We start from the raw sequence: 22,370 nt of genomic DNA, 5'->3' as shown, positions 1-22,370 counted from the left end.
GCGGGTTCCCGGGTGACGCTTGATGATCTTCAGTACTTTCCGCGCCGTCAACGAAGAAATCTGTCTGGGGGTTGATTGATGTACAAGATCGGCAGGCAGGTGTACCTGTGGCGCAACAACGACAACGGGTGCATCCACGCGCAGGGCAAGAGCATGCGCAACGGTGACGAGATGATCCTGCAGGTGGTCAGCGGCGGCATGCTCATCGACGACGATGTGCAGCGCGCCAACGCCACCGGCGTCTCGGTCAACACGCAGTCGCTCTGCAACAAGGGCGGCGCCGGGTTCCGGGGTCTCGTGAAGGACGCCAACGCGAACGGCCCGGAGACCGGCACCTACCAGAACTGGTAAAACCGGTAGAAGTACATGATGGCCCCCTTCCTTGCGCCAGGCGCAAGGAAGGGGGCCATCATGTACTTCTGGGCTCGGGGGTGTCCCTGATCCTGTGTTGATCAACCTGTGCGACCGGGTGCGAACCCCGCGTTGATGAAGGAATTGGGACACTCAACGTCCCAATTCCTTCATCAACGGCCCGCGACCATTCACCTACCGGCGAGCTACTTCTTGTAGAGCGCTTCGATGTCGTTCGCGTAGTTCTTGTTCACGATGTTGCGCTTCAGCTTCAGGCTAGGCGTGATCTCGCCGCCTGCCTCGGTGAAGTCCTTCGGAAGGATCGTGAACTTCTTGATCGCCTCGGCCTGCGACACCGCGCCGTTGGCCTGATCGACGGCCTGCTGGATCTCGGCGCGCAGTTCGGCGTCGTCGGCCAGGTCGGACACGGAGGCGTCGGAAGGCTTGCCGTGCTGCGACTTCCACGACGGGAAGTACTCCTCGTCGATGGTGATCAGCGCGCCGATGAACGGCCGCTGGTCGCCGACCACCATCGCCTGGCTGACCAGCGGGCTGGCCTTGATGGTGTCTTCGAGTCCGGACGGGGCGACGTTCTTGCCGCCCGCGGTCACGATGATCTCCTTCTTGCGCCCGGTGATCTTCAAGAATCCGTCGCGGTCCAGTTCGCCGAGGTCGCCGGTGTGGAACCAGCCGTCTTCCAGCGCTTCGGCGGTCGCCTGGGGGTTGTTGAAGTAGCCGCCGAACACGACGTCGCCCTTCAGCAGGATCTCGCCGTCGTCGGCGATCCGCACCGAGGTGCCGGCGACCGGCCGTCCGACGGTGCCGACCCGGAAGCCGTCCTGGGTGCCGACGCAGGCCGCCGCGGACGTCTCGGTCAGGCCGTAGCCCTCGAACACCGGGACGCCGATGCCGCGGAAGAAGTGTGCCAGCCGCACGCCGAGCGGGGCACCGCCGGACACCGCCGCGACACACCGGCCGCCCAGCGCCGCGCGCAGCTTGCTGAAGACGAGCTTGTCGAACAGCGCGTGCTTGATCTTGAGGCCCAGCCCGGCCCCGCCGGTGTCCTGTGCCTGGCTGTAGGCGACGGCGGTGGCTTCGGCGGCGTCGAAGATCTTGCCCTTGCCGTCGCCGTGCGCCTTCTGCTTCGCGCCGTTGTAAACCTTCTCGAACACGCGCGGCACGGCGACGACGAACGTCGGCCGGAAGGTGCCGAGGTCGGCGACGAGGTTCTTGACGTCCGAGGTGTGCCCGAGGGTCACGCGCGCGCTCAGCGCGGTCACCGCGATGGCGCGGGCGAGGACGTGCGCCAATGGCAGGAACACCAGCAGCGAGTTGCCCTGTTCCATCAGCTGCGGGAAGGCGGCGATGTCGGCGCGGATCTCGGCCAGGAGGTTCCGGTGGGTCAGCTCGACGCCCTTGGGGCGGCCGGTCGTGCCCGACGTGTACACGATCGTGGCCAGGTCGCCCGCCTTCACCGACCGGCGGCGCTCGTGCAGGTCGTCGTCGCTCAGTTCGGCACCCCGCGCGGTGAGGTGGTCGACGGCGGGCGCGTCGGCGGACTCGATCTGCCAGGTGTGTTCGAGCGAGTCGAGACGGCCTTTGACCGATTCCAGCGTCGCGAGGTGCTCGTCGGTCTCGACGAACACACCCTTAGCCTGCGAGTCCGACAGGATCCAGTGGACCTGCTCGGCCGAGGAGGTGTCGTAGATCGGGACGGTGACCGCGCCGGCGGCCCAGATCGCGAAGTCGATCAGCGTCCATTCGTACCGGGTCTTGGACATGAGCCCGATCCGGTCACCCGGTGCGATGCCTGCCTGGGCCATGCCCTTGGCCACGGCGAGAACCTGGGCGGCGAAGTCCTTCGCGGTGATGTCCAACCAGGTACCGTCGACCTGGCGGCGGAAACTCACGACATCGGAGAACCTCTCGGCGTTCGCCCAGACGACGTCCGCGAGGTTCTCGTCGTCGGTCACCGGATGGGCGGCGGGGGCGCTGTATTCGCGCACGAGGAACCTCCGTGTTCGCGTGCAAGTGGTGTGACCGGTGTTACCCGCCAGTCAACTTAGCGTGCCGTGCACCTTAAGACCATGCTGACGAATCGGCCATACCCAGGGCATGACATTCTGCCGCTGTGAACCAGGCGCCGCCAGCTCTCGACATCGTCGACGAGACCTTCCTCGTGGTCCCGCCCTCCACTGTGGCCGCTGCTTTCGCCGATCCGCGATCTTGGTCACGTTATTGGCCGGACCTCGTTCTCGAGGTCTACACCGACCGCGGGGACGAGGGATTGCGCTGGACCGTGCGCGGTGCCTTGATCGGTACGATGGAGGTCTGGCTCGAGCCGGTGCTCGACGGCACCTTGCTGCACTACTTCCTGCGCGCCACCCCCGCCGGTCCCGGCGGGGAGCCGATCGGGCTGGCCCCGCGGGAGCTGCGCCGCGAGTTCGACCGCCGGGCCCGTGCCGCCAAGGCGATCGCGCTCGGGCTCAAAGAGGTGCTGGAGGACGGACGCGAGCCCGGTGTCGGCCCGCGGGCCGGCTGAGCGGGGAAGTACAGGGGAGAGCATGCGGGTTCACGTGGTGTCGGACGTGCACGGCAACGCCGACGCGCTCAAACGCGCGGGCGACGGCGCCGACGCGCTGATCGTGCTGGGCGACCTGCTGGACTTCGTCGACTACCGCGAGCACGACAAGGGCATCATGGGCGCGCTGTTCGGCGCCGAGAAGGTCGGCGAGTTCGCGCGGCTGCGGCGCGAGGGCACCCGTGACGAGACCGTCGCCTTTTCGCGATCGCTGTGGGCCACTTTGGCCGATCCCGCCGCCGCCGTCGGCGAGGCCATCGTGGACCAGTACGCCATCCTGTTCGGCGCCCTCACCGCGCCGACCTACGCCACCCCCGGCAACGTCGACGACCCGTCGCTGTGGCCGGAGTTCGCCGGCGACGGCATCCAGGTGCTCGACGGCGAGGTCGCCGAGGTCGGCGGCCTGCGCTTCGGGTTCGTCGGTGGCGCGCTGCTCCCGCCGAACGTGGTCCCGCGCCGCAACGGCTTCTGGCGGCCGTACCTGCGCACGCGTGAGGAGTACGACGTCGCGGTCGGCGCGCTGGAGGACGTCGACATCCTGTGCACGCACATCCCGCCCGCCGTCCCGGAACTGACCTACGACGTGATCGCGCGGCGGCCCGAGATCGGCTCGGCGGCGCTGGTGGACCTCATCCGCGAGCAGCGGCCGCGGTGGTCGCTGTTCGGGCACGTCCACCAGCCGCTGACCGCGCGGACGAGGCTCGGCAGGACCGAATGCCGTAACGTCGGTCACTTCAAAGAGACGGCACAGCCGTACGTGCTGCGCTGGTGACCGGCGGTCCCGGCTAGAGTTTGGGACATGGCCGAGCAGTCCACGCAATCCATCGAGGTCGACGCCGAGCCCGAGCGGGTCATGGCCGTCATCGCCGACTTTCCCGCGTACCCGGAATGGGCCAAGGCCGTCCGGGAGACCGAGGTGCTCGGCGAGGACGAAAAGGGTCGCGCCAAGCAGGTGAAACTCACCCTCGACGCCGGGCCGATCAAGGACGTCTACACCCTCGAATACGACTGGGACGCCGACGGCCACGGGGTCAGCTGGCACCTGGTCAAGGGCCAGATGCAGAAGGCCCAGAACGGCCGCTACGCCCTCGAAGCGCTGGGCGCCGGGCGCACCAAGGTGACGTATACGCTGTCCGTCGAGCTGGCACTGCCGATGATCGGGCTGCTGCGCCGCAAGGCCGAGAAGATGGTCATGGACACCGCGCTCAAGGAGCTCAAGAAGCGCGCTGAAGCGTCCTGAGTCGAAGGGTAGGCATGCGGATCCTGCTGTTCACCGGCAAGGGGGGTGTCGGCAAGACCACGCTGGCCGCGGCGACGGCCGCCGCGCTGGCCGGGCGGGGCAGGAAGACGCTCGTGGTCTCGACCGATCCCGCGCACTCCCTCGGTGACGCCTTCGGCCGCCCCCTCGGCGCCGAACCGTCCGAAGTGGACGACCTCCTCCATGCCGCCCAGATCGATTCCCGCGGTCTCGTCGACAGCACCTGGCGCGAACTCCGGCAGGAACTGCAGATCGCGCTCGCGGGTGCCGGCCTCGATTCGCTCGACGCCGAAGAGCTGACCGTGGTGCCCGGCGTCGACGAACTCCTCGCCCTCACCGAAGTCCAGCGCCTCGCCGAGCACGGTCCATGGGAGACAGTCGTGGTCGACTGCGGCCCGACCGCGGAAACACTGCGGCTGCTCGCGTTGCCGGAAGCGGTTTCGGGGTACCTGACGAAAATGTTCAAACCCGGGGCGCGACGGACGGCGGCCGCGGTGCGGCGGCTCGGCGCGCATCTGGACTCGCTGCGGGCCCTGCTCACCGATCCGGCCACCACGACCGTGCGGCTGGTACTGACCCCCGAACGAGTGGTCGTCGCCGAGGCTCGCCGCACGCTCAGTTCCCTGGCCCTCCGCGGGATCCTGGTCGACGGCCTGATCGTCAACCGGCTGATGCCCGCCCCCGGCTTCTGGCGCGGCGCCGCGGCCACGTGGATGCGGACCCGCCGTACCCAGCAGAACGCCGTCCTCGCCGAACTCGCCGACGCCGGATTCGGTCCGGACGAGGTGAAGCCGGTCGAACACCGCGCTGTCGAACCGGTCGGGCCGGCGGCGTTGCAGGAAATCGCCTACGAGCTTTATCGGGGACTGGATCCCTTGGCCGGTAAGGGAAAGGGTGTCACCCCGTTGCTGCAGGTGTCCGAATCGGACAGTGGATACCGGCTGCGGATCACGGTGCCGTTGCACCGCGATTCCGAAGTGGACCTGGCCAGAGTGGACGATGATCTCGCCGTCACCGTGGACGGTTTCCGGCGGCTGATCGCGCTGCCGGAGATGTTGCGCCCGTGCCGGATCACCGGTGCGGAATCCGACGCGCACGGCCTGGTCGTGAGCCTGGCCGGAAACCGGGGACCCGGGTGAGCGAGAGCAGTGAGAACACCGGAACGGCGCATCTCAGCCTGATCGAAGAGATCCGGCTGCTGGTCGAACTGGTCGTCGAGCACGCGGCGCCGTGGCTGGAGGACGTCATCTCCGCCGGGCACGGCTGCGCGGAACACGAGGGCGACTGGTGCCCGCTCTGCGCGATCGTCGAGGTCTTGCGCGGCGGACGGCCCGAGGTCGTGGCGCGGTTGCTGGAGCAGGCCGCGCAGCTCGTCGCGTTGCTGCGCGCGGTGCTCGCGGACCGCTGGGAGCCCGAGGGCGGCGTGCACATGCCGGGGTTCCAGCCTGCGCGGAAGGAGCCCGCGCGAGAAGATGCGCCGGTGGAAGCTTCGCGGGTCCAGCACATCGCCGTGACCAGGCGCGACGCCTGGCAGCCGGACCAGGAGAACTGAGTGCTGACGGTAGGGGTGGACGTCGGGGGCACGAGTGTGCGCGCCGGCGTGGTGGACGAGCACGGCTCGCTGATGGACACCGCAAGGGTCGGCACACCCGGCGAGGAGAACGCGCTCGAAGACGCGATCGCGGGGGTCGTGGAAGACCTCCGCAACCGGCACGACGTCTCCGGCGTCGGGCTCGCGGTCGCCGGGTTCGTCGCCAAGGACCGGCGGACGGTGATGTTCGCGCCGCATCTGTCGTGGCGTGCCGCGCCGGTCGCCGAGCGGATCGAAAAGCGGGTCGGCCTCCCGGTCACCTTGGAGCATGACGCGAACGCCGCCGCGGTCGGCGAGTACCGCTTCGGCGCCGCTCGCGGCGCCCACGTGGCCGCGCTGGTCGCGCTCGGCACCGGGATCGGGGCGGGGCTGCTGCTCGACGGCAAGATCTTCCGGGGCGCGCACGGTGTCGCCCCGGAACTCGGGCATCTGACGGTCGTCCCCGGCGGGCGCGCCTGCCCGTGCGGGAAGTACGGCTGCTGGGAGCGGTACTGCAGCGGGACGGCACTGGCCGCGACGGCGGTGGAACTGCTCGCGCGGCATCCCGGCCGCTCGACCGTGCTGGCCCGCGAGACCAGGGGAGACCCCGGTTCGGTGACCGGGCGCCGCGTCGCCGGCGCCGCCCGCGACGGCGACCCGATCGCCCAGCGCGCGATGACCGAACTGGCGAAGTGGCTGGCCGAGGGGCTGGCGCTGGTCGCCGACGTCTTCGATCCCGAGATCATCGTGATCGGCGGCGGCGTGTCCGAATCGGCGCCGCTGTTCCTCGACGAGGCGCGGGAGCACTACGCGGGCAAGATCACCGGCGCCGGACACCGGCCGCTGGCCCGCATCCGCACCGCGCACCACGGGGACGACACCGCCATCGTCGGCGCGGCGGCGCTGGCCGTCGACGCGGCGAAGGCTCTCGGCGCCGGGGTCGGTGTGACAGGCTGAAACCGTGACCCGGCAAGATGGCAATGGCTTCGTGAAGTGCGATTTCGGGCATCTTCACTGGGGACTCAACGGTGCCGCCGGGCTGCTGTTGTCCGATCCCGAACGCGGTGTCCTGCTGCAGCGGCGGGCCTGGTGGGTGCATCACGGCCGCACGTGGGCGTTGCCAGGGGGCGCGATCGAGGCGGGGGAGAGCGCGCGTGAGGCCGCCACCCGTGAGGCGCACGAAGAGGCCGACATCCCGCCCGCCAGGGTCCGCCCGCTGGCGGCGTCGCACGTCGATCACGGGAACTGGCGCTACACCACGATCCTGGCCGCGCCGATCGGGAGGCTTTCGGCCAGGGTGAAGAACGCGGAGAGCGCGGAACTGCGCTGGGTCCGCGCGGCGGAGGTCGCGGATTTCCAGCTGCATCGCGACTTCGCCGTGGCCTGGCCGGGTTTGAGGGAACACTTGGATCGCAGGCTGATACTGGTGGTCGACGGCGCGAACGTCGTCGGGTCACGGCCGGACGGCTGGTGGCGCGACCGGCGCGGCGCGGCGGAACGGCTGCGGGACAAGCTCGCGACGCTGGCCGAGACCGGCTTCACCGACCCGGCGCTGCCCGGCGGCGGGGAATGGTCATGGTGGCCGAAGGTCGTGCTGGTTGTGGAGGGCAACGCCCGCGGTGTCGGGGCGGCGCCCGGTGTCGAAGTCGTCGACGCCGAGGGTGGAGGCGACGACAAGATCGTGGCCGTGGCGCGTGAGGCCCGGCTCGCGGGGCCGGACGATCACGTCGTCGCGGTGACCGCCGATCGCGGACTCCGCTCCCGCGTCGAGGCCGTGGGAGCGTCGGCCTTCGGGCCGGGCACCCTGCTGGGACACCTCGGCTAGGGGCGCGCGATCAGCCCGTCGCGCATTTCGGCGATGAGTGACGCGACGACGGCGCGAAGACTGCCGTTGGACCGCTTCGCCACCGCGCGCTGACGCACGTAACTGGGCCCATGACGCAGGATCGTCTCCACCGAGCGCAGTTCGTCGACGCAGTCCAGGCGCCGGGCCACCGGTTCGAGCCGGTCCAGCAGGTCGAGGGTGTCTTCGGTGACGGGCCGCTCGTTGCCCGCGGCGTCGAGGATGACGATCGCGTCGACGCCGTAGCGCGCCGCGCGCCACTTGTTCTCCTGGACATGCCACGGCGGCAGCGTCGGCAGGATCTCGCCGTCGTCGAGGCGGGTGTTGAAATCCTCGACGAGACATTGCGTCAGTGCCGCGATCGCGCCGACCTCTTCCAGCGTCGGCAGCCCGTCGCACACGCGCATCTCGATCGTCCCGAAATGCGGCGCGGGCCGGATGTCCCAGCGGATCTCGGAGAAGTGGTCGATCACGCCCGTGGTGAACATGTCGTCGACGTAGCTTTCCAGCTCGGTCCACTTCCGGAACTGGAACGGCAGCCCGGCCGTCGGGAGCTGCTGGAACATCAGCGCGCGGTTCGACGCGTACCCGGTGTCCTCCGCGCCCCAGTACGGCGACGACGCCGAAAGCGCCTGCAAGTGCGGCGCGTAGTTGAGCAGCGCGTCCAGGATCGGCAGGACCTTGTCGCGGTGTTCGACGCCGACGTGCACGTGGACGCCGTAGATCAGCATCTGCCGTCCCCACCACTGGGTCCGGTCGATGAGCTTGGCGTACCGCTCCTTGTCGGTGACCTTCTGCTGGTACCACGTCGAGAACGGATGCGACCCGGCCGAGAACAGCTCCACGCCCAGCGGGTCGAGCACCGAATGCACGACGTCGAGCGAGGCGTTCAGATCGGCCTTGACCTCGGCGATGGTGTCGCAGATCCCGCTGATCACCTCGATGGTGTTGAGCAGCAGTTCCTGCTTGATCTTGGGATGCTCTTCCGCGCCGTCGGGACGGACCGCGTCGAGCACCTGCTCCGCGACCGACGAGAGCTCACCGGTCCGCCGGTCGACGAGGGCGAGTTCCCATTCCGCGCCTACCGTCGACCGGCGCGAGGGACTGAAGTCGATCTTCATGATCGGAATCGTCCGGCAGCTCAGACCTGCGCGCCGTTGTGCGGATCGGCGCCGGGCGGCGGCCCCTGGCGAACCCGCAGCAGGAGGAGCGCGATCGCGGTCGCGAGGGCGAGGATGCCGAGCGGGGTGCCGAGCCGGGTGCCCATGCCGATCAAGTTGGGCGCGATCAGGAGCAGCAGGCCGAGCACGAAGAACAGCAGGACGACGAACGCGCCCTTGCGCGGACGCGGCAGGGGAGGCGGCTCGGGCGGCACGAAATGGCCCTCGTCGTCACTCGACCCGGCCGGATCGTCCTCGAAGAGGGTCTTGTCCCAGCTGGTGCCGCCACCTCGCCAGCCCGGTTCGGATTCGGCCTCCGAAGACTCGGGCCGCGGGGTCTTCTCCGCCGGCTTCTCCGCGGTCTTCCCGGCGGGTTTCTCCAGGTCGTCTTCGGGGAACAGGCCGACGCCCTCCGCACGGAGGTCGGCCACGATCTCGGCGAACGTCGCGTCGACGTCCTCCGGCCCGTCCTTGCCTCTGCTCATCCGGCGTCCACCTGTCCCGCCCGGCGCACGGACCGGGCGAAGTCCACCGTACGCGTGAAGATCAGGCCGGCGTCGTGGTCTTGGGTGGCGACGTGGAAGCTGTTCTCCAGCACCACCTCGGTGACGTCCTCGCTGCGGATCCCGTCGAGGATCACCTGGGAGTTGACCGGCTCCACGATGTGATCGACGGCCGAGCGGAGCAGCAGTACGGGCTGGGTGATCTTCGCCAGGTCCGCCCGCGTCACGCGCCACAATCGGGCGAGACTCGCCGCGGCGCGCACGGGCGTCCGGGAGTAGGCGAGTTCGGTTTCGCCCGGCTTCGCGATGTCGTTGGCCACGCCGGGCACCGAGGGCAGGACCCGCGACAGCACGGGCAGCAGTTTGGCGTCCCACCGCAGCGTCATGATCGAGGGGTTCACGAGCACGATCCCGGCGATCCGGTCGCCGAACTCCTCGGCCAGCCGCAGGGTCAGCGTCCCGCCCATCGACAACCCGGCGACGAACACCGAGTCGCAGGTCGCGAAGAGGGCCAGGAGTTCTTCACGGACCGTGCCGTACCAGTCCTGCCAGCCTGTCCGGTTCATGTCCTGCCACCGGGTCCCGTGCCCGGGAAGGAGCGGGCAGCGCACGGTGTAACCGGCCTCGGCCAGATGGTCGCCCCACGGCCGCATGCTCGCGGGGGTGCCGGTGAAGCCGTGGCACAGCAGGAACCCTGCTTCGGTCGAACCGGTGTGAGCGAACGGTTCCGCGCCGGCGAGGACGGCCATGCGATCGCCTTCCGTGAGAGCTGGGTAGGTCTCCTATGTTCGCACGAGCGGAGCGGCTTGTGGGCCCCCGCTCACATCGCAAATCGGGCCGGACGGGGTGTGAGATCTGTCGCTGGGTGCGGGTAACCGGGTGGACTTCGTTGTGCCGGGGGTGCGCGATTCGTAGTCTTGACCATCGGGCGCGGGGGTTGAGCTGCTAGGAGGAGTTTTCGCAGTGCTGTACTGGCTCATGAAACACGTGTTTATCGGGCCACTGCTCAAGGCGCTGTGGCCCACCAAGGTGGTCGGTGCGGAGAACATCCCCGAGACCGGCGGTGCGATCCTCGCGGGCAACCATCTCGCGGTGGCCGACTCCTTCTTCATGCCGCTGCGGGTCAAGCGCAAGGTGACCTTCCCGGCCAAATCGGAGTATTTCACCGAAAAGGGCTTCAAGGGCCTGCTGAAGAAGTGGTTCTTCACCGGCGTCGGCCAGTTCCCGATCGACCGCTCCGGCGGCAACGCCGCGCAGGCCGCGCTGGACACCGCGACCCGCCTGGTCCGTGAAGGCCACCTCCTCGGCATCTACCCCGAAGGCACCCGCTCCCCGGACGGCCGCCTCTACAAGGGCAAGACCGGCGTCGCGCGGATCGCGCTCGACTCCGGCGGCGTCGTCATCCCGGTGGTCATGATCGGCACCGACAAGGTGAACCCGATCGGCTCGAAGATGTGGTGGCCGCGCCGCCTCGAGATCCGCTTCGGCAAGCCGCTCGACTTCTCCCGCTACGAGGGCCTCGCCGGGGACCGCTTCATCGAGCGGTCCATCACCGACGAGATCATGTACGCGCTCATGGAGCTCTCCGGCCAGGAGTACGTCGACATCTACGCCGCCAAGGCGAAGGAACTGCTCGCCGCCGAAGAGGCCGGGATCCGCCCGAAGGTGCCCTCGCAGCTGTCCGCCCACGACGTCGCCCGTATCCCGGACACCAAGGTCGGCTGAGAGCCCACTAGGGTTCTTTGGTGCGCTTTTTCTACGACACCGAATTCATTGAGGACGGCGTGACCATCGATCTGGTGTCGATCGGTGTCGTGGACGAAAGAGGCCGCGAGTTCTACGCGGTCTCGACCGATTTCGACCCCGGCAAGGCCGGCCCCTGGGTCCGCGACAACGTGCTCCCGAAACTCCCGTCGCCCGCCGACCCGGCGTGGCGCAGCCGCGAGAAGATCCGCACGGATCTGCTCGAGTTCTTCGGCAAGCCGCCCGGCGGGATCGAACTGTGGGCCTGGTTCGCCGCCTACGACCACGTCGCGCTGGCGCAGCTGTGGGGTCCGATGCCCGCCCTGCCGCGTCAGCTGCCGCGGTTCACCCGTGACCTGCGGCAACGGTGGGAGGACGCGGGCAAGCCGAAGCTCCCGGCGGCCCCGGACGACCAGCACGACGCGCTCGCGGACGCGCGCCACAACTACCAGCGGTGGCAGATCATCGAGTCCTACTGGCATCGTTAGACGATCGGCCTGCGTGACCTACGCGAAGCCCCGCCGTCCCCGTCTACTCTGCAATGAAGGGGCCTTTCATCGCAGAATTTGCGATGAAAGGCCCCTTCATTGCAGCCGCCGGGGCCTTCAGCGGCGTGAGTCGACAGCCGCCGCCAGCGTGTCCAGCAGTTCAGCCGTCGTCTCCCACCCGAGGCAGGCGTCGGTGATCGACTGCCCGTAGGTCAGCGAAGCGGCTTCGCCCAGCGTCAGGTCCTGGCGCCCCTCCACCAGGAAACTCTCCAGCATCAGCCCCGCGATGCCCCGCTCACCGGCACCGATCCGCCCCGCGAGTTCGCGGACGACCGAAGCCTGCCGCACGTGGTCCTTCGCGCTGTTGCCATGGCTCGCGTCGATGATCACCCGCTCCGGCAGGCCCGCCTTCGCCAGCCGCGCCAGGGTGTCGGCCACCGTCTCGGGGTCGTAGTTCGGCCCGGCGGCACTGCCGCGCAGGATCACGTGGCAGTCCTCGTTCCCGGCGGTGGTGATCAGCGCGGCGAGCCCGTCGGGGTTGATGCCGGCGAACACGTGGCTCGCGCCGGCCGCGCGGGTGGCGTCGACGGCGACCTGGACGTCGCCCTCGGTCGAGTTCTTGATCCCCACCGGCATCGACAGCGCGCTGCACAGCTGCCGGTGCACCTGGCTCGCGGCGGTCCGCGCGCCGATGGAACCCCAGGTCACGGTGTCGGCGATGAACTGCGGGGTGATCGGGTCGAGGAATTCGCAGCCGACCGGCAGGCCGAGCGCGGAGACGTCGAGCAGCAGCTTGCGCGCCATCCGCAGGCCGTGGTTGACCTCGTAGGTGCCATCGAGGCCGGGGTCGTTGATCAGGCCCTTCCAGCCGAGCGTCGTCCGCGGCTTTTCGAAGTACACGCGCATGACGATGTGCAGGTCACGACGGTGTTCTTCGGCCTTCGCGGCCAAGCGGCGGGCGTAGTCGAGCGCGGCGTCCGCGTCGTGCACCGAGCAGGGTCCGACGACGACGAGGAGCCGGTCGTCCCGGCCGTCGAGGATGTCGACGGCCGAGGCCCGCCCGGCTAGGACGGTCTCGGCGATTTCTTCCGTCATCGGATGCTCGTGCCGCAGCATGGCGGGCGACAGCAGCGGATTGACGGCCGAAGTGCGGTGGCCGTCGAGGGCGATGAGGGTGGCGGCGGAGGGAGACATCGCGGGTCTGGGTCCTTTCGAAAGGGATACCGACCCGCGGGAACTCGCCGAGCCGGTGCGATTCCGGCTCGGGGTGGTGGTCAGCGCAGGTTCACGCCGCCGTGCCCACCCGGGGCCGGCTTCGTAAACCAGAAATAGCGCTGCACGACGCCAAGCTAGCACATCCGCCGCCGTGGACCGATTTCCGAGGTGGTCCGCCCTGCACCGATCCAGAGAACTGCCGCTACCCTGGCGTCGGGACATGTGACTGTCATCTCTATGGAACACAAGACGGAGGCTTCTGATGCGTGTCGGTGTGCTGACCGGCGGTGGCGACTGCCCGGGGCTCAACGCGGTGATCCGCGCTGTGGTGCGCAAGGGCATCGAGGTGCACGGCTGGGACGTCGTCGGGTTCCGCAACGGCTGGAACGGTCCCCTCACCGGGGACAGCCGTCCGCTCGGCCTGAACGACGTCGAGGACATCCTCACCCGCGGCGGCACCATCCTGCGCTCCTCGCGGACCAACCCGTACAAGGTCGACGGCGGCGTCGACAAGATCAAGGCCGTGCTCGCCGAGCAGCAGGTCGACGCGCTGATCGCGATCGGCGGCGAGGACACGCTCGGCGTCGCGAAGCGGCTCACCGATGACGGCGTCGGTGTCGTCGGCGTGCCCAAGACGATCGACAACGACCTCGGCGCCACCGACTACACCTTCGGCTTCGACACGGCCGTCTCGATCGCCACCGAAGCCATCGACCGGCTGCACACCACGGCCGAATCGCACCACCGCGCGCTGGTCGTCGAGGTCATGGGACGGCACGCGGGCTGGATCGCGCTGCACTCCGGCCTGGCCGGCGGCGCGAGCGTGATCCTGGTGCCGGAGCGGCACTTCAACGTCGACCAGGTCGTCTCGTGGGTCGAGCGCCGGTTCGAGAAGGAGTACGCGCCGATCATCGTCGTCGCCGAGGGCGCGCTGCCTGAAGGCGGCGAGGAGAAGCTGCTGACCGGTGAGAAGGACGCCTTCGGGCACGTCCGGCTCGGTGGCATCGGCACCTGGCTCGCCGACGAGATCGCGGCGCGCACCGGCAAGGAGTCCCGCGCGGTCGTGCTCGGGCACGTCCAGCGCGGCGGCACCCCGACGGCCTACGACCGCGTGCTCGCCACCCGATTCGGGCTCAACGCGGTCGACGCCGTCGCCGACGGCGACTTCGGGGTGATGGTCGCGTTGCGTGGCACGGACATCGTCCGCGTCAAGCTCGCCGAGGCGACCGCCGAACTGAAGACCGTCCCGGTCGAGCGGTACGAAGAGGCCGAAGTCTTCTTCGGCTGAGCGGTGTTTCGGAAGAAGGCCCCTTACTCCGTGCTGATCTTGGGTAGGGGGCCTTCGCCGACCTTGCGGCTTCGACCTCGCGGCGAGTTGAATCGGCCACTCCGGGGGATCTGGGTGGAAGGGCGGGGTTTTCATGGCCGAAGCGGGATCCAACAGGCGCGAGTTCCTGAGATGGCTGGCCGCGAGCGGCACCGGCGTGGCGCTCTCCGGACTGTTGTCCGGCACGACCACCGCGGCCGCGAGCGAGCCGGCCGCGGACGAGATCGTCGTCATCACGCGGGTCACGCTGATCGACGGCACGGGTTCGGCTCCTCGCCGCGATGTCTCCGTCGTGCTCGTCGGCGACCGGATCGCCTGGGTCGGTACTTCCGGCCAGGTGCCGGACACCGGTGTCGCGAGAGTGATCGACGGCCGCGGCAAGTACCTCATCCCCGGCCTGTGGGACATGCACACCCACGGCGCGGATCTGGAAGAGATCGTTCCGCCGCTGCACCTGGTGCACGGCGTCACGGGTGGCCGCGAGATGTGGGGCTACGCGGAGAACCGCGCGACCAGGGACCGGATCGAACGCGGTGAGCTGCTCGGCCCGCGCCTCGTGGTCGGGAGCGGGATAGTCGACGGGCCGGTCACGCTGCTGGGCCCGCCGGTGATCCAGGTGTCGACCGATGCCGAGGCGCGCGCGGCCGTCCGCGCGGAGAAGACGGCGGGCGCGGAGTTCGTCAAGATCTACTCCTACCTGGGCGCCGAGGCCTTGCGCGCGGTCGCGGACGAGGTCCGCCACCAGGGCCTGAGGTTCTCGGGACACTGGCCGTACAAGGTCTCCCACTTCGACGCGAGCGATCTCGGCCAGCACAGTTTCGAGCACTTCTTCGGGGTGTCCATCCACTGTTCGTCCCGGCGCGACGAGATCCTCGCCAGGTTGGCGGCGACGCCCTTCGACCCGGCGGCGCCGCGCGACTTCTTCAACCTGGCGCGCCGACTGGAGTTCGAGTCGGTCTCCACCTACAGCCCCACCGTGGCGTGGTCCTATTTCGGCAGGCTTCGGCGCAACGGCACCTGGCATTCCCCGACGCTGACGATCAACCGGATCGTCACGCAGCCCGCCGGAACCCACCAGCGGGACCCGCGGCTGAAATACGTGCCCGCCGACATCCGCGAGAGCTGGGCCGTGGGCATCGAACGATTCGCGCCGAAGACGTTGTCGGAAATCGCCCTGCAGGAGCGGTATTACCAGGACACGCTCCGGCTGGTCGGTGTCGCGCACGAGGCCGGTGTCGGGATCATCGGCGGAACCGACTGCCTCAACCCCTACACCTTCCCCGGCAGTGGGCTGCACGAGGAACTCGCGTTCCTGGTCGAGGCCGGGCTTTCGCCGGTGCAGGCGTTGAAGACCGTCACCGGTGACGCGGCGAAGTTCCTCGGCAGGGAGCACACATCGGGCACGGTCACGGCGGGGAAGGAGGCGGATCTCGTGCTGCTGGAGGCGAACCCGGCCGCCGACATCCGCAATGTCGCGAAGATCGACCTGGTGATCACCCGTGGCCGCGTCCTCGACAAGACGACGCGGCAGCGGATGCTCGACGCCGTCGAGGCCGCCGCGAACCGGCCGGCCGCCACGGCCGCGAACGCGCGGATCCGGTCACTGGCCCGCCGGGGCTGCTGTTGCTGACCCCGCGTTTCGTCCTCTGAATGCGGTAGTGGCACGCGCATGGATCGCATTCAGAGGACGAAATGCGGAGCGCTTCGTAGGCGTCTCGCGGGGGCCTGCCGTCCACTCGGATCACGGCGGCCTCCTTCACGACCGCCCCACTATGACCGGCTCAAGCGGCGGGGGGTCGCCAGGGCGGCCGGTTGCCCCAGTCCCACTTCGGCATCGGCTCGGGAACGGTCACCTCGCGGCCGGGCTGGGAGAACATCACCGCGAGCCTGCTGCCCCATTCGACGTAGGCGGCGAACGCGGAGCGGAACTCGGGATCGGCCGGGAGCCCGGCCTCGTCGGCGGCGTCGAAGAGCAGGTTCACCCAGCGGCGGCGCTGCTCTTCGGTGATGGCCCTGCCGAGGTGCCGTCCGACCATGTGCCGGTGGCCGCCGTGGTCGTGGCTGTAGGTCTCCGGTCCGCCGAACACCTCGGCGAGCCAGATCGCGACGTGTTCGGGATGGCCGGGGTCCATGTCGCGGAAGACCGGTTCCAGCAAGGGGTCTTTCAGGACGTGGCCGTAGAAGACGGTGGTCAGCCGTCGCAGGGCGGCCATCCCGCCCGCCCATTCGTGCAACGTCGGCGTCTCGGTCACGTACTGTCCTCCCAGCGGCGGTGAGCTTCCGGTCCGGCAAGGCAACCAGCACGGTCCGCTCCGGACAACCGCTTACTTTTCGGTGCGTACCAACGGGAGTGGCGATGAAGCGGTACCACTGCGCGGTCGAACTCGCCGTCGACGTCATCGGCGGCAAGTGGAAGCCGGTGATCCTCTCGCATCTGAAGGAGGGGGTGCACCGCTACGGCGAACTGCGGCGGCGGATGCCGGGCGTCAGCGAGAAGATGCTGACCCAGCACCTGCGTGAGCTGGAAGCGGACGGCCTCGTGCGCCGCGACAGCCTGCAGGGGCGGGTGCCGCACGTCGAGTACCGGCTGACCGAGGACGGGGAGCGGTTACGCCCCGCGCTCCAGGCGCTCTACGACTGGGGCGTCCAGCGGGCCGCCGGTACCGGCATCACGTTCGAGCCGTCACCGATTCACTGACTGTCTTCGTCGAGGTGCCGCTCGAGCGCGTCGATCCGTCCCTCCCAGAACCGGCGGTAGGGCGCGAGCCAGGCGTCGACTTCCGCGAGCGGCTCCGGGCGGAGCCGGTAGCACCGCCGCTGCGCGGCGACGCGGACGGTGACCAGACCCGCCTCGCGGAGCACACGCAGGTGCTTCGATACGGCCGGCTGGCTCAGTTCGAGGACCTCGACCAGCTCGTTGACCGACCGTTCGCCGTCGCGCAGGAGGTCGAGGATGGTCCGGCGGCGCGGTTCGGCGAGGATCTCGAAGGTCTGCATCATCCGGGAAATGTGCCCCGGGCGGCATATTTCCGTCAAGAAATGTTCGGAAAGCTCCATCATGTACCGGGAAAGGGGGCCTTCACGCGAGGCCGCCGGTGGCGAGGATTACCGTCACCCCATGGGTTTCGAGGGTTTCGGTGAGTACGCCATCGACTTCTACGACGGTCTCGAGGCCGACAACTCCAAGTCCTACTGGGACGAGAACCTGGCCACATACCAGGCCGATGTCCGCGCGCCGATGGAGGCGCTGCTCGCGGAGCTGGTCCCGGAGTTCGGGGACGGCTTCGGCGAGGGGAAGGTCTTCCGCCCGTACCGCGACGTCCGGTTCGCCAAGGACAAGACGCCGTACAAGACCCACTGCGGCGCGGTGATCGAGCAGGGGCGCGGGGGTGGCGCCTACTACGTCGAGGTCGGCCCGGCCGGGCTGCGCGTCGGCGGCGGCTGCTTCCACTTCGAGTCCGACCAGCTCGCGCGCTTCCGCAGGGCCGTCGACACCGAAGTCCACGGCGCCGAACTGGCCAAGCTGCTCGCGAAGCTGGCGAAGGCGGGCTGGGAGATCAAGGGCGATCGCCTCAAGTCCAAGCCGCGCGGCTTCGCCGAGGATCACCCGCGCATCGACCTGCTGAAGTATCGATCGGTGTACGCCGTCAAGGTCTGGGAGCCGGACGACGTCCTGCACGAGCGGGGCGCGCTCGACCGGGTGCGGAAGGCGTGGCGGCAGGTGCGGGCGTTCAACGAATGGGCGCGCGACCGGGTCGGGCCGAGCGAGAAGCCGCGCCGATAACCGTCGAACCTCGTTCGGTGGTTGTCGATCCGCCTGGTGAACTGACACTTTTCTTGAACTTTCGGTATCGGTAAAGACGGATAACCGATGAGGGACTACGCTGTACGAACGTGAGCCGACGCGCGAAGATCGTTTGTACCCTGGGCCCCGCGACCGCTACGCCGGAGAAGATGCGGCAACTCGTCGACGCCGGGATGGACGTCGCGAGGATGAACTTCAGTCACGGGACGCACAGCGACCACAAGCAGGTCTATGACCTCATCCGGTCCGCGGCCGCCGAATCCGGCCGTGCGGTGGGCATCCTCGCCGACCTTCAGGGGCCGAAGATCCGTCTCGGCACCTTCGCGGGCGGCCCGGTCGAGTGGCACAACGGCGACATCGTGCGGATCACCGTCGAGGACGTCGCGGGCACCCACGACCGTGTCTCGACCACCTACAAGGGACTCGCCGACGACGCGAAGCCCGGTGACCGTCTCCTGGTGGACGACGGCAAGGTCGGCCTCGTGGTCAAGGAGGTCGACGGCCCGGACGTCGTCTGCGAGGTCACCGAAGGTGGCCCTGTCAGCAACAACAAGGGCGTTTCCCTGCCCGGTATGGACGTTTCCGTGCCGGCGCTGTCCGAAAAGGACATCGAGGACCTCGAATTCGCGCTCGAACTCGGCGTGGACTTCATCGCGCTGTCGTTCGTCCGTTCGCCCGCCGACATCGACCTGGTCCACCAGGTGATGGACCGCGTCGGCAAGGGTCGTCTCCCCGTCGTCGCGAAGATCGAGAAGCCCGAAGCGGTCTACAACCTCGAAGCCATCGTGCTGGCCTTCGACGCGGTGATGATCGCCCGTGGTGACCTCGGTGTCGAACTCCCGCTGGAGCAGGTCCCGCTGGTGCAGAAGCGCACCATCCAGATCGCCCGCGAGAACGCGAAGCCGGTCATCGTCGCGACGCAGATGCTCGAATCGATGATCAACAGCTCCCGCCCGACCCGCGCGGAGGCCTCGGACGTCGCCAACGCGGTGCTCGACGGCGCGGACGCCCTCATGCTCTCGGGTGAGACCAGCGTCGGCCGCTACGCCATCGAGGTCGTCCAGACCATGGGCCGGATCATCGAGGCCGTCGAGACCGACTCCCCGGTCGTGCCGCCGCTGTCGCACGTCCCCCGCACCAAGCGCGGCGTCATCTCCTACGCCGCCCGCGACATCGGCGAGCGGCTGAACGCCAAGGCGCTGGTCGCCTTCACCCAGTCCGGCGACACGGTCCGGCGGCTGGCGCGGCTGCACACGCGGCTGCCGCTGCTGGCGTTCACACCGGAGGAGAGCGTCCGCAGCCAGCTCGCAATGACCTGGGGCACCACCACCCGGATCGTGCCGAAGGTCGGCTCCACCGACCAGATGATCCAGCAGGTCGACCACGCGATGCTCGAAATGGGCAAGTACGCCAAGGGTGACCTCGTGGTCATCGTCGCCGGCTCCCCGCCGGGAACGATCGGCTCGACCAACCTCATCCGGGTGCACCGGCTCGGCGAGGACGACCACGCCTGACGCCGCCCGCCCGCGAGTGCAATGAAGGGGCCTTTCATCGCAAAATTTGCGATGAAAGGCCCCTTCATTGCGTCCGAGGTGTCCCGAAGGTGGTCTTCGCGACAAACGTCCCGCCTCACGGAGGCCCTGGACGGTCCGACCGCATAGGGTTCCGCTTATGACTGAGATGGCCAGGGAGGCCGCGGCCGGATTCGACACCACCGGCGGAGTGGGCGGCCAGCCCGTGCTCGACCGGTTGGTCGCGCTGCTGGACTTGGAGAAGATCGAAGAGAACATCTTCCGCGGCGTCTCACCGGCCCATTCGCCGGTGCGCGTGTTCGGCGGGCAGGTCGCGGGGCAGGCGCTGGTCGCCGCCGGCCGGACGGTGCCCGAGGAGCGGAAGGTCCACTCGCTGCACGCGTACTTCATCCGCGGCGGCGACCCGAGTGTCCCGATCGTCTACGAGGTCGACCGCATCCGTGACGGCCGCTCGTTCACCACCCGCCGGGTCGTGGGCATCCAGCACGGCAAGGCGATCTTCTCGCTGTCGGCGTCGTTCCAGAAGGACGAGGGCGGCATCGAGCACTCCGAGACGATGCCCGACGTGCCCGATCCCGAGGCGCTCCCGACGCTGCAGGAGCGCGCCGAGGGCTACTTCATGGGCCACCTCGACCGGCCGCGCCCGATCGACCTGCGCTACGTCAACGACCCGCCGTGGGTGACCCGGAAGTCCGGTGAGCGCCCCGCCAGGAACCAGGTCTGGATGCGGGCCGACGGCAAACTCCCGGACCAGCAGCTGCTGCACGTCTGCGTCCTGACCTACGCCTCCGACATGACGTTGCTGGACTCGGTCCTCGCGCGGCACGGCGTCTACTGGGATCTCGACAAGGTGCTCGGCGCCAGCCTCGACCACGCGCTGTGGTTCCACCGCCCGTTCCGCGCCGACGAGTGGTTCCTCTACGACTCCGCGTCGCCGACCGCCTCGGGTGCCCGGGGTCTGGCCACGGGCCGGTTCTTCGCCGCGGACGGAACACACATCGCCACCGTCGTGCAGGAGGGCCTTCTCCGGGTGGTGTGAACGGTGACGTTCCGCATCGGAACGCGTTTTGTCCACCCTCTAGAGGGAATGGCGAAACGCATTAACATCTGGAGCCAGAGCATTAAGTAAGGGCTGCGGGCATAAGGGAGGGCCGGAACCGATCGGGGGACGGCTCCGGCCCTGCGCCGGGTGAATCTGGCTTAGACAGGTACCCTTTCGGAGTCCCATCGGTGCAGCTCGCGAGCCCGCGCCCGGGCCGCGAGCGTCGCACGATGCTCAACCTACAACGGCAATCTGCAAATTGCAGGATGAAAATCCGGCGGTTCCGGAAAATGGTCCTGTGACCATCTCACCGAATGTGTCTCGGGCTGGTTAGATGTGGTTGTGCGAGGTGAGGCGAACACCGTTCTGCCCGCCGTGTCGCGATCGGTGTAGCCCGGACAGTCTTGTGGAGGTGCCGTGATGACGAGGGGACAAGGGCCCACCGTGCGCCGCCGGAGACTGGCGAGCGAGCTGAGGCGCTTGCGCGAGGCGGCCGACCTCACCATCGACGAGGTGAGCGAGAAGCTCGAATGCTCGGCTTCGAAGGTCAGCCGCATCGAGACGGGACACGTCGGCGTCACCCCGCGCGACGCGCGCGACATGCTCGAGCTGTACGGCATCGCCGGCGACGAGCAGGAGGCGCTCGTCCAGCTGGCCAGGGAAGCGCGCAAACGCGGCTGGTGGCACGCGTATAACGAGGTGTTCACCGGCACCTTCGTCGGCTTGGAGGCGGACGCGAGTTCCCTTCGCGCGTTCCAGGCGCTGCTCGTGCCGGGACTGCTGCAGACCGAGCGTTACGCCAGGGCCGTGATCAGGGCGATGCGGCCCGACGCCGAGGAAGCCGAGGTCAGGCGCCGGGTAGCGGCGCGGATGGCGCGGCAGGAACTGCTGACCGACCCTTCGCCGCCGGAGTACTGGGCCGTCATGGACGAAGCGGTCCTGCATCGCACGGTCGACGGGGCCGAGGTGATGGCGGAACAGCTGTACCGGATGGTCGCGATGGCGGGGAGGGCGAACGTGACCATCCAGATCGTGCCGTTCGGCGCGGGTGCCCATCCCGGGATGGAGGGTCCGTTCCTCATCATGGGCTTCCCCGAACTGGCCGACACCGACGTGGTCTACGTCGACAGCACCTCCAGCGGGCTCTACCTGGAGGAACCCCCGGACGTCCGGCGATACGCGTTGATGTTCGACCATCTCCGTGCCGCCGCGTTGAAACCGGACGACTCGGTCGAGGTGATCGCCGAGGCCGCCGGAAGGTTCGCCGAACAGGCGGCCCTCCCGAATACACCGCAGTATCGAGACCTCGGTGCGCTCGAGGTCCCTGGAAACAAGTAAGGAGCGGGGAGCATGACGCCCAACGATGATCTTTGCCAGGCCCACTGGCGGAAGAGCAGCCACAGCGGTGGCGGCAACGACTGCGTCGAGGTCGCCTTCACCGGTTCGGGTGCCGCGCTGAGGGACTCGAAAGATCCCGAAGGAGGAGCCTTCCGCCTTTCGCCGCACGCTTGGCGGGGGCTGCTCAGCGCGGTACGCCAGAGTGGCCCGGCTCACGACTAGAGACGCTGGACTTCGACCCCTTACGCCCCCCGAGCAGGGGATGGGCGGGAGTAAGGGGTCGAATCACGTCCGGGTGTAGGTGATCACCCGATGCTGCGAGGCACCCCTCAGGACGAATCTGGTCACTACCAAACCAGGTAGTGAGTTCCTAAGGGGAAACGTGATGCACAGCAATGACGCGATGCTCGTCGGAGTACTGGCCGAGGTGGCTTACCGGCGGGAAGAGCTGCAGAAGGCCGGCCGCAGTGTCTGGGTCGACCGGGCTCGCCGGGTGACCAAGCGGGCTCGGGCGCACCGTGCCGAAGTCCGGGTGCCCGTCCAGCAGCGCCGCGAAGCCGGGCAGGTGCCCGCTCGCAGCGGCGAGATCACCAGGTAGAGGTCGAGTGCGATGA

At 68.8% G+C, this 22,370-nt stretch carries 26 protein-coding genes; 19 read left to right on the top strand and 7 right to left on the bottom strand.

Annotated features, from left to right (window positions below):
- The first annotated feature begins 78 nt into the window (after positions 1-78).
- Positions 79-351, top strand: a complete 273-nt coding sequence (locus AVL48_RS17565; protein WP_061984167.1) for a hypothetical protein — start codon at positions 79-81, stop codon at positions 349-351.
- A gap of 206 nt (positions 352-557) precedes the next feature.
- On the opposite strand, the gene AVL48_RS17560 is transcribed toward AVL48_RS17565, so the two are convergent.
- Positions 558-2,357: an AMP-dependent synthetase/ligase gene (locus tag AVL48_RS17560; protein ID WP_061984168.1), complete on the bottom strand. Its 1,800-nt coding sequence runs from the start codon at positions 2,355-2,357 to the stop codon at positions 558-560.
- A 125-nt stretch (positions 2,358-2,482) separates the two neighbouring features.
- On the opposite strand from AVL48_RS17560, the gene AVL48_RS17555 reads away from it, so the two are divergent.
- Genes AVL48_RS17555 through AVL48_RS17525 form a run of 7 tightly spaced genes read left to right on the top strand, consistent with a single transcriptional unit; the run spans position 2,483 to position 7,585 of the window.
- Positions 2,483-2,893, top strand: coding sequence for a hypothetical protein (locus tag AVL48_RS17555; RefSeq protein ID WP_061984170.1), 411 nt, complete (start codon positions 2,483-2,485; stop codon positions 2,891-2,893).
- 22 nt (positions 2,894-2,915) lie between these two features.
- On the top strand, positions 2,916-3,704 hold the full coding sequence (locus AVL48_RS17550; protein ID WP_061984172.1) for a metallophosphoesterase family protein: 789 nt from the start codon (positions 2,916-2,918) through the stop codon (positions 3,702-3,704).
- Positions 3,705-3,731: 27 nt separating this feature from the next.
- Complete coding sequence (locus AVL48_RS17545) at positions 3,732-4,172, top strand: SRPBCC family protein (RefSeq protein ID WP_061984174.1); 441 nt, start codon at positions 3,732-3,734, stop codon at positions 4,170-4,172.
- Between the two features lie 14 nt (positions 4,173-4,186).
- Positions 4,187-5,329 carry an ArsA family ATPase gene (locus AVL48_RS17540; RefSeq protein WP_061984176.1) on the top strand — a complete coding sequence of 381 codons (1,143 nt, stop codon included), beginning with the start codon at positions 4,187-4,189 and terminating at the stop codon, positions 5,327-5,329.
- Positions 5,326-5,742, top strand: coding sequence for a hypothetical protein (locus AVL48_RS17535; RefSeq protein WP_061984178.1), 417 nt, complete (start codon positions 5,326-5,328; stop codon positions 5,740-5,742). The genes AVL48_RS17540 and AVL48_RS17535 overlap by 4 nt, the downstream gene beginning before the upstream one ends.
- Positions 5,743-5,757: 15 nt before the next feature.
- Entirely contained in the window at positions 5,758-6,717 is a 960-nt protein-coding gene (locus AVL48_RS17530; RefSeq protein WP_061984254.1) for an ROK family protein, read from the top strand.
- A gap of 4 nt (positions 6,718-6,721) precedes the next feature.
- Positions 6,722-7,585 (top strand): NUDIX hydrolase, encoded by an 864-nt coding sequence (locus tag AVL48_RS17525; RefSeq protein ID WP_061984180.1) that lies wholly within the window; start codon positions 6,722-6,724, stop codon positions 7,583-7,585.
- On the opposite strand, the gene AVL48_RS17520 is transcribed toward AVL48_RS17525, so the two are convergent.
- The 3 genes from AVL48_RS17520 to AVL48_RS17510 are packed head-to-tail and all read right to left on the bottom strand — an operon-like array spanning position 7,582 to position 10,015.
- On the bottom strand, positions 7,582-8,724 hold the full coding sequence (locus tag AVL48_RS17520) for a glutamate--cysteine ligase (RefSeq protein ID WP_061984182.1): 1,143 nt from the start codon (positions 8,722-8,724) through the stop codon (positions 7,582-7,584). The genes AVL48_RS17525 and AVL48_RS17520 overlap by 4 nt on opposite strands.
- A gap of 20 nt (positions 8,725-8,744) precedes the next feature.
- Positions 8,745-9,248: a hypothetical protein gene (locus tag AVL48_RS17515; RefSeq protein ID WP_061984184.1), complete on the bottom strand. Its 504-nt coding sequence runs from the start codon at positions 9,246-9,248 to the stop codon at positions 8,745-8,747.
- Positions 9,245-10,015 (bottom strand): alpha/beta hydrolase, encoded by a 771-nt coding sequence (locus tag AVL48_RS17510; RefSeq protein ID WP_061984186.1) that lies wholly within the window; start codon positions 10,013-10,015, stop codon positions 9,245-9,247. The genes AVL48_RS17515 and AVL48_RS17510 overlap by 4 nt, the downstream gene beginning before the upstream one ends.
- 214 nt (positions 10,016-10,229) lie before the next feature.
- Between AVL48_RS17510 and AVL48_RS17505 the strand changes: the two genes are divergently transcribed.
- Both AVL48_RS17505 and AVL48_RS17500 read left to right on the top strand, forming a co-directional pair.
- On the top strand, positions 10,230-10,991 hold the full coding sequence (locus AVL48_RS17505; RefSeq protein ID WP_061984187.1) for a lysophospholipid acyltransferase family protein: 762 nt from the start codon (positions 10,230-10,232) through the stop codon (positions 10,989-10,991).
- A gap of 20 nt (positions 10,992-11,011) precedes the next feature.
- Complete coding sequence (locus AVL48_RS17500) at positions 11,012-11,497, top strand: polyadenylate-specific 3'-exoribonuclease AS (protein WP_061984256.1); 486 nt, start codon at positions 11,012-11,014, stop codon at positions 11,495-11,497.
- A gap of 117 nt (positions 11,498-11,614) precedes the next feature.
- Here AVL48_RS17500 and AVL48_RS17495 read toward each other — a convergent pair whose 3' ends face one another.
- A complete protein-coding gene (locus AVL48_RS17495) occupies positions 11,615-12,691 on the bottom strand; it encodes a 3-deoxy-7-phosphoheptulonate synthase (RefSeq protein WP_061984189.1) in 1,077 nt (358 codons plus the stop codon).
- A 283-nt stretch (positions 12,692-12,974) separates the two neighbouring features.
- Here AVL48_RS17495 and AVL48_RS17490 point away from each other — a divergent pair, with 283 nt between their 5' ends.
- Together AVL48_RS17490 and AVL48_RS17485 are read left to right on the top strand one after the other, a co-directional pair.
- Entirely contained in the window at positions 12,975-14,000 is a 1,026-nt protein-coding gene (locus AVL48_RS17490) for a 6-phosphofructokinase (RefSeq protein ID WP_061984191.1), read from the top strand.
- A gap of 133 nt (positions 14,001-14,133) precedes the next feature.
- Positions 14,134-15,669 carry an amidohydrolase family protein gene (locus AVL48_RS17485; protein ID WP_061984193.1) on the top strand — a complete coding sequence of 512 codons (1,536 nt, stop codon included), beginning with the start codon at positions 14,134-14,136 and terminating at the stop codon, positions 15,667-15,669.
- A 151-nt stretch (positions 15,670-15,820) separates the two neighbouring features.
- Here AVL48_RS17485 and AVL48_RS17480 read toward each other — a convergent pair whose 3' ends face one another.
- Complete coding sequence (locus AVL48_RS17480) at positions 15,821-16,291, bottom strand: group II truncated hemoglobin (RefSeq protein WP_074038064.1); 471 nt, start codon at positions 16,289-16,291, stop codon at positions 15,821-15,823.
- A gap of 104 nt (positions 16,292-16,395) precedes the next feature.
- Between AVL48_RS17480 and AVL48_RS17475 the strand changes: the two genes are divergently transcribed.
- Complete coding sequence (locus tag AVL48_RS17475; RefSeq protein ID WP_061984260.1) at positions 16,396-16,737, top strand: winged helix-turn-helix transcriptional regulator; 342 nt, start codon at positions 16,396-16,398, stop codon at positions 16,735-16,737.
- On the opposite strand, the gene AVL48_RS17470 is transcribed toward AVL48_RS17475, so the two are convergent.
- Positions 16,731-17,039, bottom strand: a complete 309-nt coding sequence (locus tag AVL48_RS17470) for an ArsR/SmtB family transcription factor (RefSeq protein ID WP_037304077.1) — start codon at positions 17,037-17,039, stop codon at positions 16,731-16,733. The two genes, AVL48_RS17475 and AVL48_RS17470, sit on opposite strands and share 7 nt — an antisense overlap.
- A 118-nt stretch (positions 17,040-17,157) precedes the next feature.
- Here AVL48_RS17470 and AVL48_RS17465 point away from each other — a divergent pair, with 118 nt between their 5' ends.
- The 6 genes from AVL48_RS17465 (at position 17,158) to AVL48_RS17440 (ending at position 22,354) form a co-directional block, all read left to right on the top strand.
- Positions 17,158-17,823, top strand: a complete 666-nt coding sequence (locus tag AVL48_RS17465; protein ID WP_061984195.1) for a DUF2461 domain-containing protein — start codon at positions 17,158-17,160, stop codon at positions 17,821-17,823.
- A 110-nt stretch (positions 17,824-17,933) separates the two neighbouring features.
- Entirely contained in the window at positions 17,934-19,358 is a 1,425-nt protein-coding gene (gene pyk / locus AVL48_RS17460) for a pyruvate kinase (protein WP_061984197.1), read from the top strand.
- 157 nt (positions 19,359-19,515) lie between these two features.
- On the top strand, positions 19,516-20,415 hold the full coding sequence (gene tesB / locus AVL48_RS17455) for an acyl-CoA thioesterase II (protein ID WP_061984199.1): 900 nt from the start codon (positions 19,516-19,518) through the stop codon (positions 20,413-20,415).
- A 423-nt stretch (positions 20,416-20,838) separates the two neighbouring features.
- Positions 20,839-21,756 carry a helix-turn-helix domain-containing protein gene (locus AVL48_RS17450; protein ID WP_061984201.1) on the top strand — a complete coding sequence of 306 codons (918 nt, stop codon included), beginning with the start codon at positions 20,839-20,841 and terminating at the stop codon, positions 21,754-21,756.
- 12 nt (positions 21,757-21,768) lie between these two features.
- On the top strand, positions 21,769-21,978 hold the full coding sequence (locus AVL48_RS17445; RefSeq protein WP_061984202.1) for a DUF397 domain-containing protein: 210 nt from the start codon (positions 21,769-21,771) through the stop codon (positions 21,976-21,978).
- Positions 21,979-22,141: 163 nt separating this feature from the next.
- Positions 22,142-22,354 (top strand): hypothetical protein, encoded by a 213-nt coding sequence (locus AVL48_RS17440; protein ID WP_061984204.1) that lies wholly within the window; start codon positions 22,142-22,144, stop codon positions 22,352-22,354.
- Positions 22,355-22,370 lie beyond the last annotated feature (16 nt).

The organism is Amycolatopsis regifaucium, from assembly GCF_001613935.1.
Classification (GTDB): domain Bacteria; phylum Actinomycetota; class Actinomycetes; order Mycobacteriales; family Pseudonocardiaceae; genus Amycolatopsis; species Amycolatopsis regifaucium.
The sequence above is the reverse complement of the archived record's forward strand: the minus strand, read 5'-3'. Positions and strand labels throughout refer to the sequence as shown.

Coding starts and splice junctions, on each gene's coding strand:
- AVL48_RS17565 (WP_061984167.1), top strand. CDS start 79: ATGTACAAGATCGGCAGGCAGGTGTACCTGTGGCGCAACAACGACAAC.
- AVL48_RS17550 (WP_061984172.1), top strand. CDS start 2,916: ATGCGGGTTCACGTGGTGTCGGACGTGCACGGCAACGCCGACGCGCTC.
- AVL48_RS17545 (WP_061984174.1), top strand. CDS start 3,732: ATGGCCGAGCAGTCCACGCAATCCATCGAGGTCGACGCCGAGCCCGAG.
- AVL48_RS17540 (WP_061984176.1), top strand. CDS start 4,187: ATGCGGATCCTGCTGTTCACCGGCAAGGGGGGTGTCGGCAAGACCACG.
- AVL48_RS17520 (WP_061984182.1), bottom strand. CDS start 8,724: ATGAAGATCGACTTCAGTCCCTCGCGCCGGTCGACGGTAGGCGCGGAA.
- AVL48_RS17515 (WP_061984184.1), bottom strand. CDS start 9,248: ATGAGCAGAGGCAAGGACGGGCCGGAGGACGTCGACGCGACGTTCGCC.
- AVL48_RS17510 (WP_061984186.1), bottom strand. CDS start 10,015: ATGGCCGTCCTCGCCGGCGCGGAACCGTTCGCTCACACCGGTTCGACC.
- AVL48_RS17495 (WP_061984189.1), bottom strand. CDS start 12,691: ATGTCTCCCTCCGCCGCCACCCTCATCGCCCTCGACGGCCACCGCACT.
- AVL48_RS17490 (WP_061984191.1), top strand. CDS start 12,975: ATGCGTGTCGGTGTGCTGACCGGCGGTGGCGACTGCCCGGGGCTCAAC.
- AVL48_RS17485 (WP_061984193.1), top strand. CDS start 14,134: ATGGCCGAAGCGGGATCCAACAGGCGCGAGTTCCTGAGATGGCTGGCC.
- AVL48_RS17475 (WP_061984260.1), top strand. CDS start 16,396: ATGAAGCGGTACCACTGCGCGGTCGAACTCGCCGTCGACGTCATCGGC.
- AVL48_RS17470 (WP_037304077.1), bottom strand. CDS start 17,039: ATGATGCAGACCTTCGAGATCCTCGCCGAACCGCGCCGCCGGACCATC.
- AVL48_RS17465 (WP_061984195.1), top strand. CDS start 17,158: ATGGGTTTCGAGGGTTTCGGTGAGTACGCCATCGACTTCTACGACGGT.
- tesB (WP_061984199.1), top strand. CDS start 19,516: ATGACTGAGATGGCCAGGGAGGCCGCGGCCGGATTCGACACCACCGGC.
- AVL48_RS17450 (WP_061984201.1), top strand. CDS start 20,839: ATGACGAGGGGACAAGGGCCCACCGTGCGCCGCCGGAGACTGGCGAGC.
- AVL48_RS17445 (WP_061984202.1), top strand. CDS start 21,769: ATGACGCCCAACGATGATCTTTGCCAGGCCCACTGGCGGAAGAGCAGC.
- AVL48_RS17440 (WP_061984204.1), top strand. CDS start 22,142: ATGCACAGCAATGACGCGATGCTCGTCGGAGTACTGGCCGAGGTGGCT.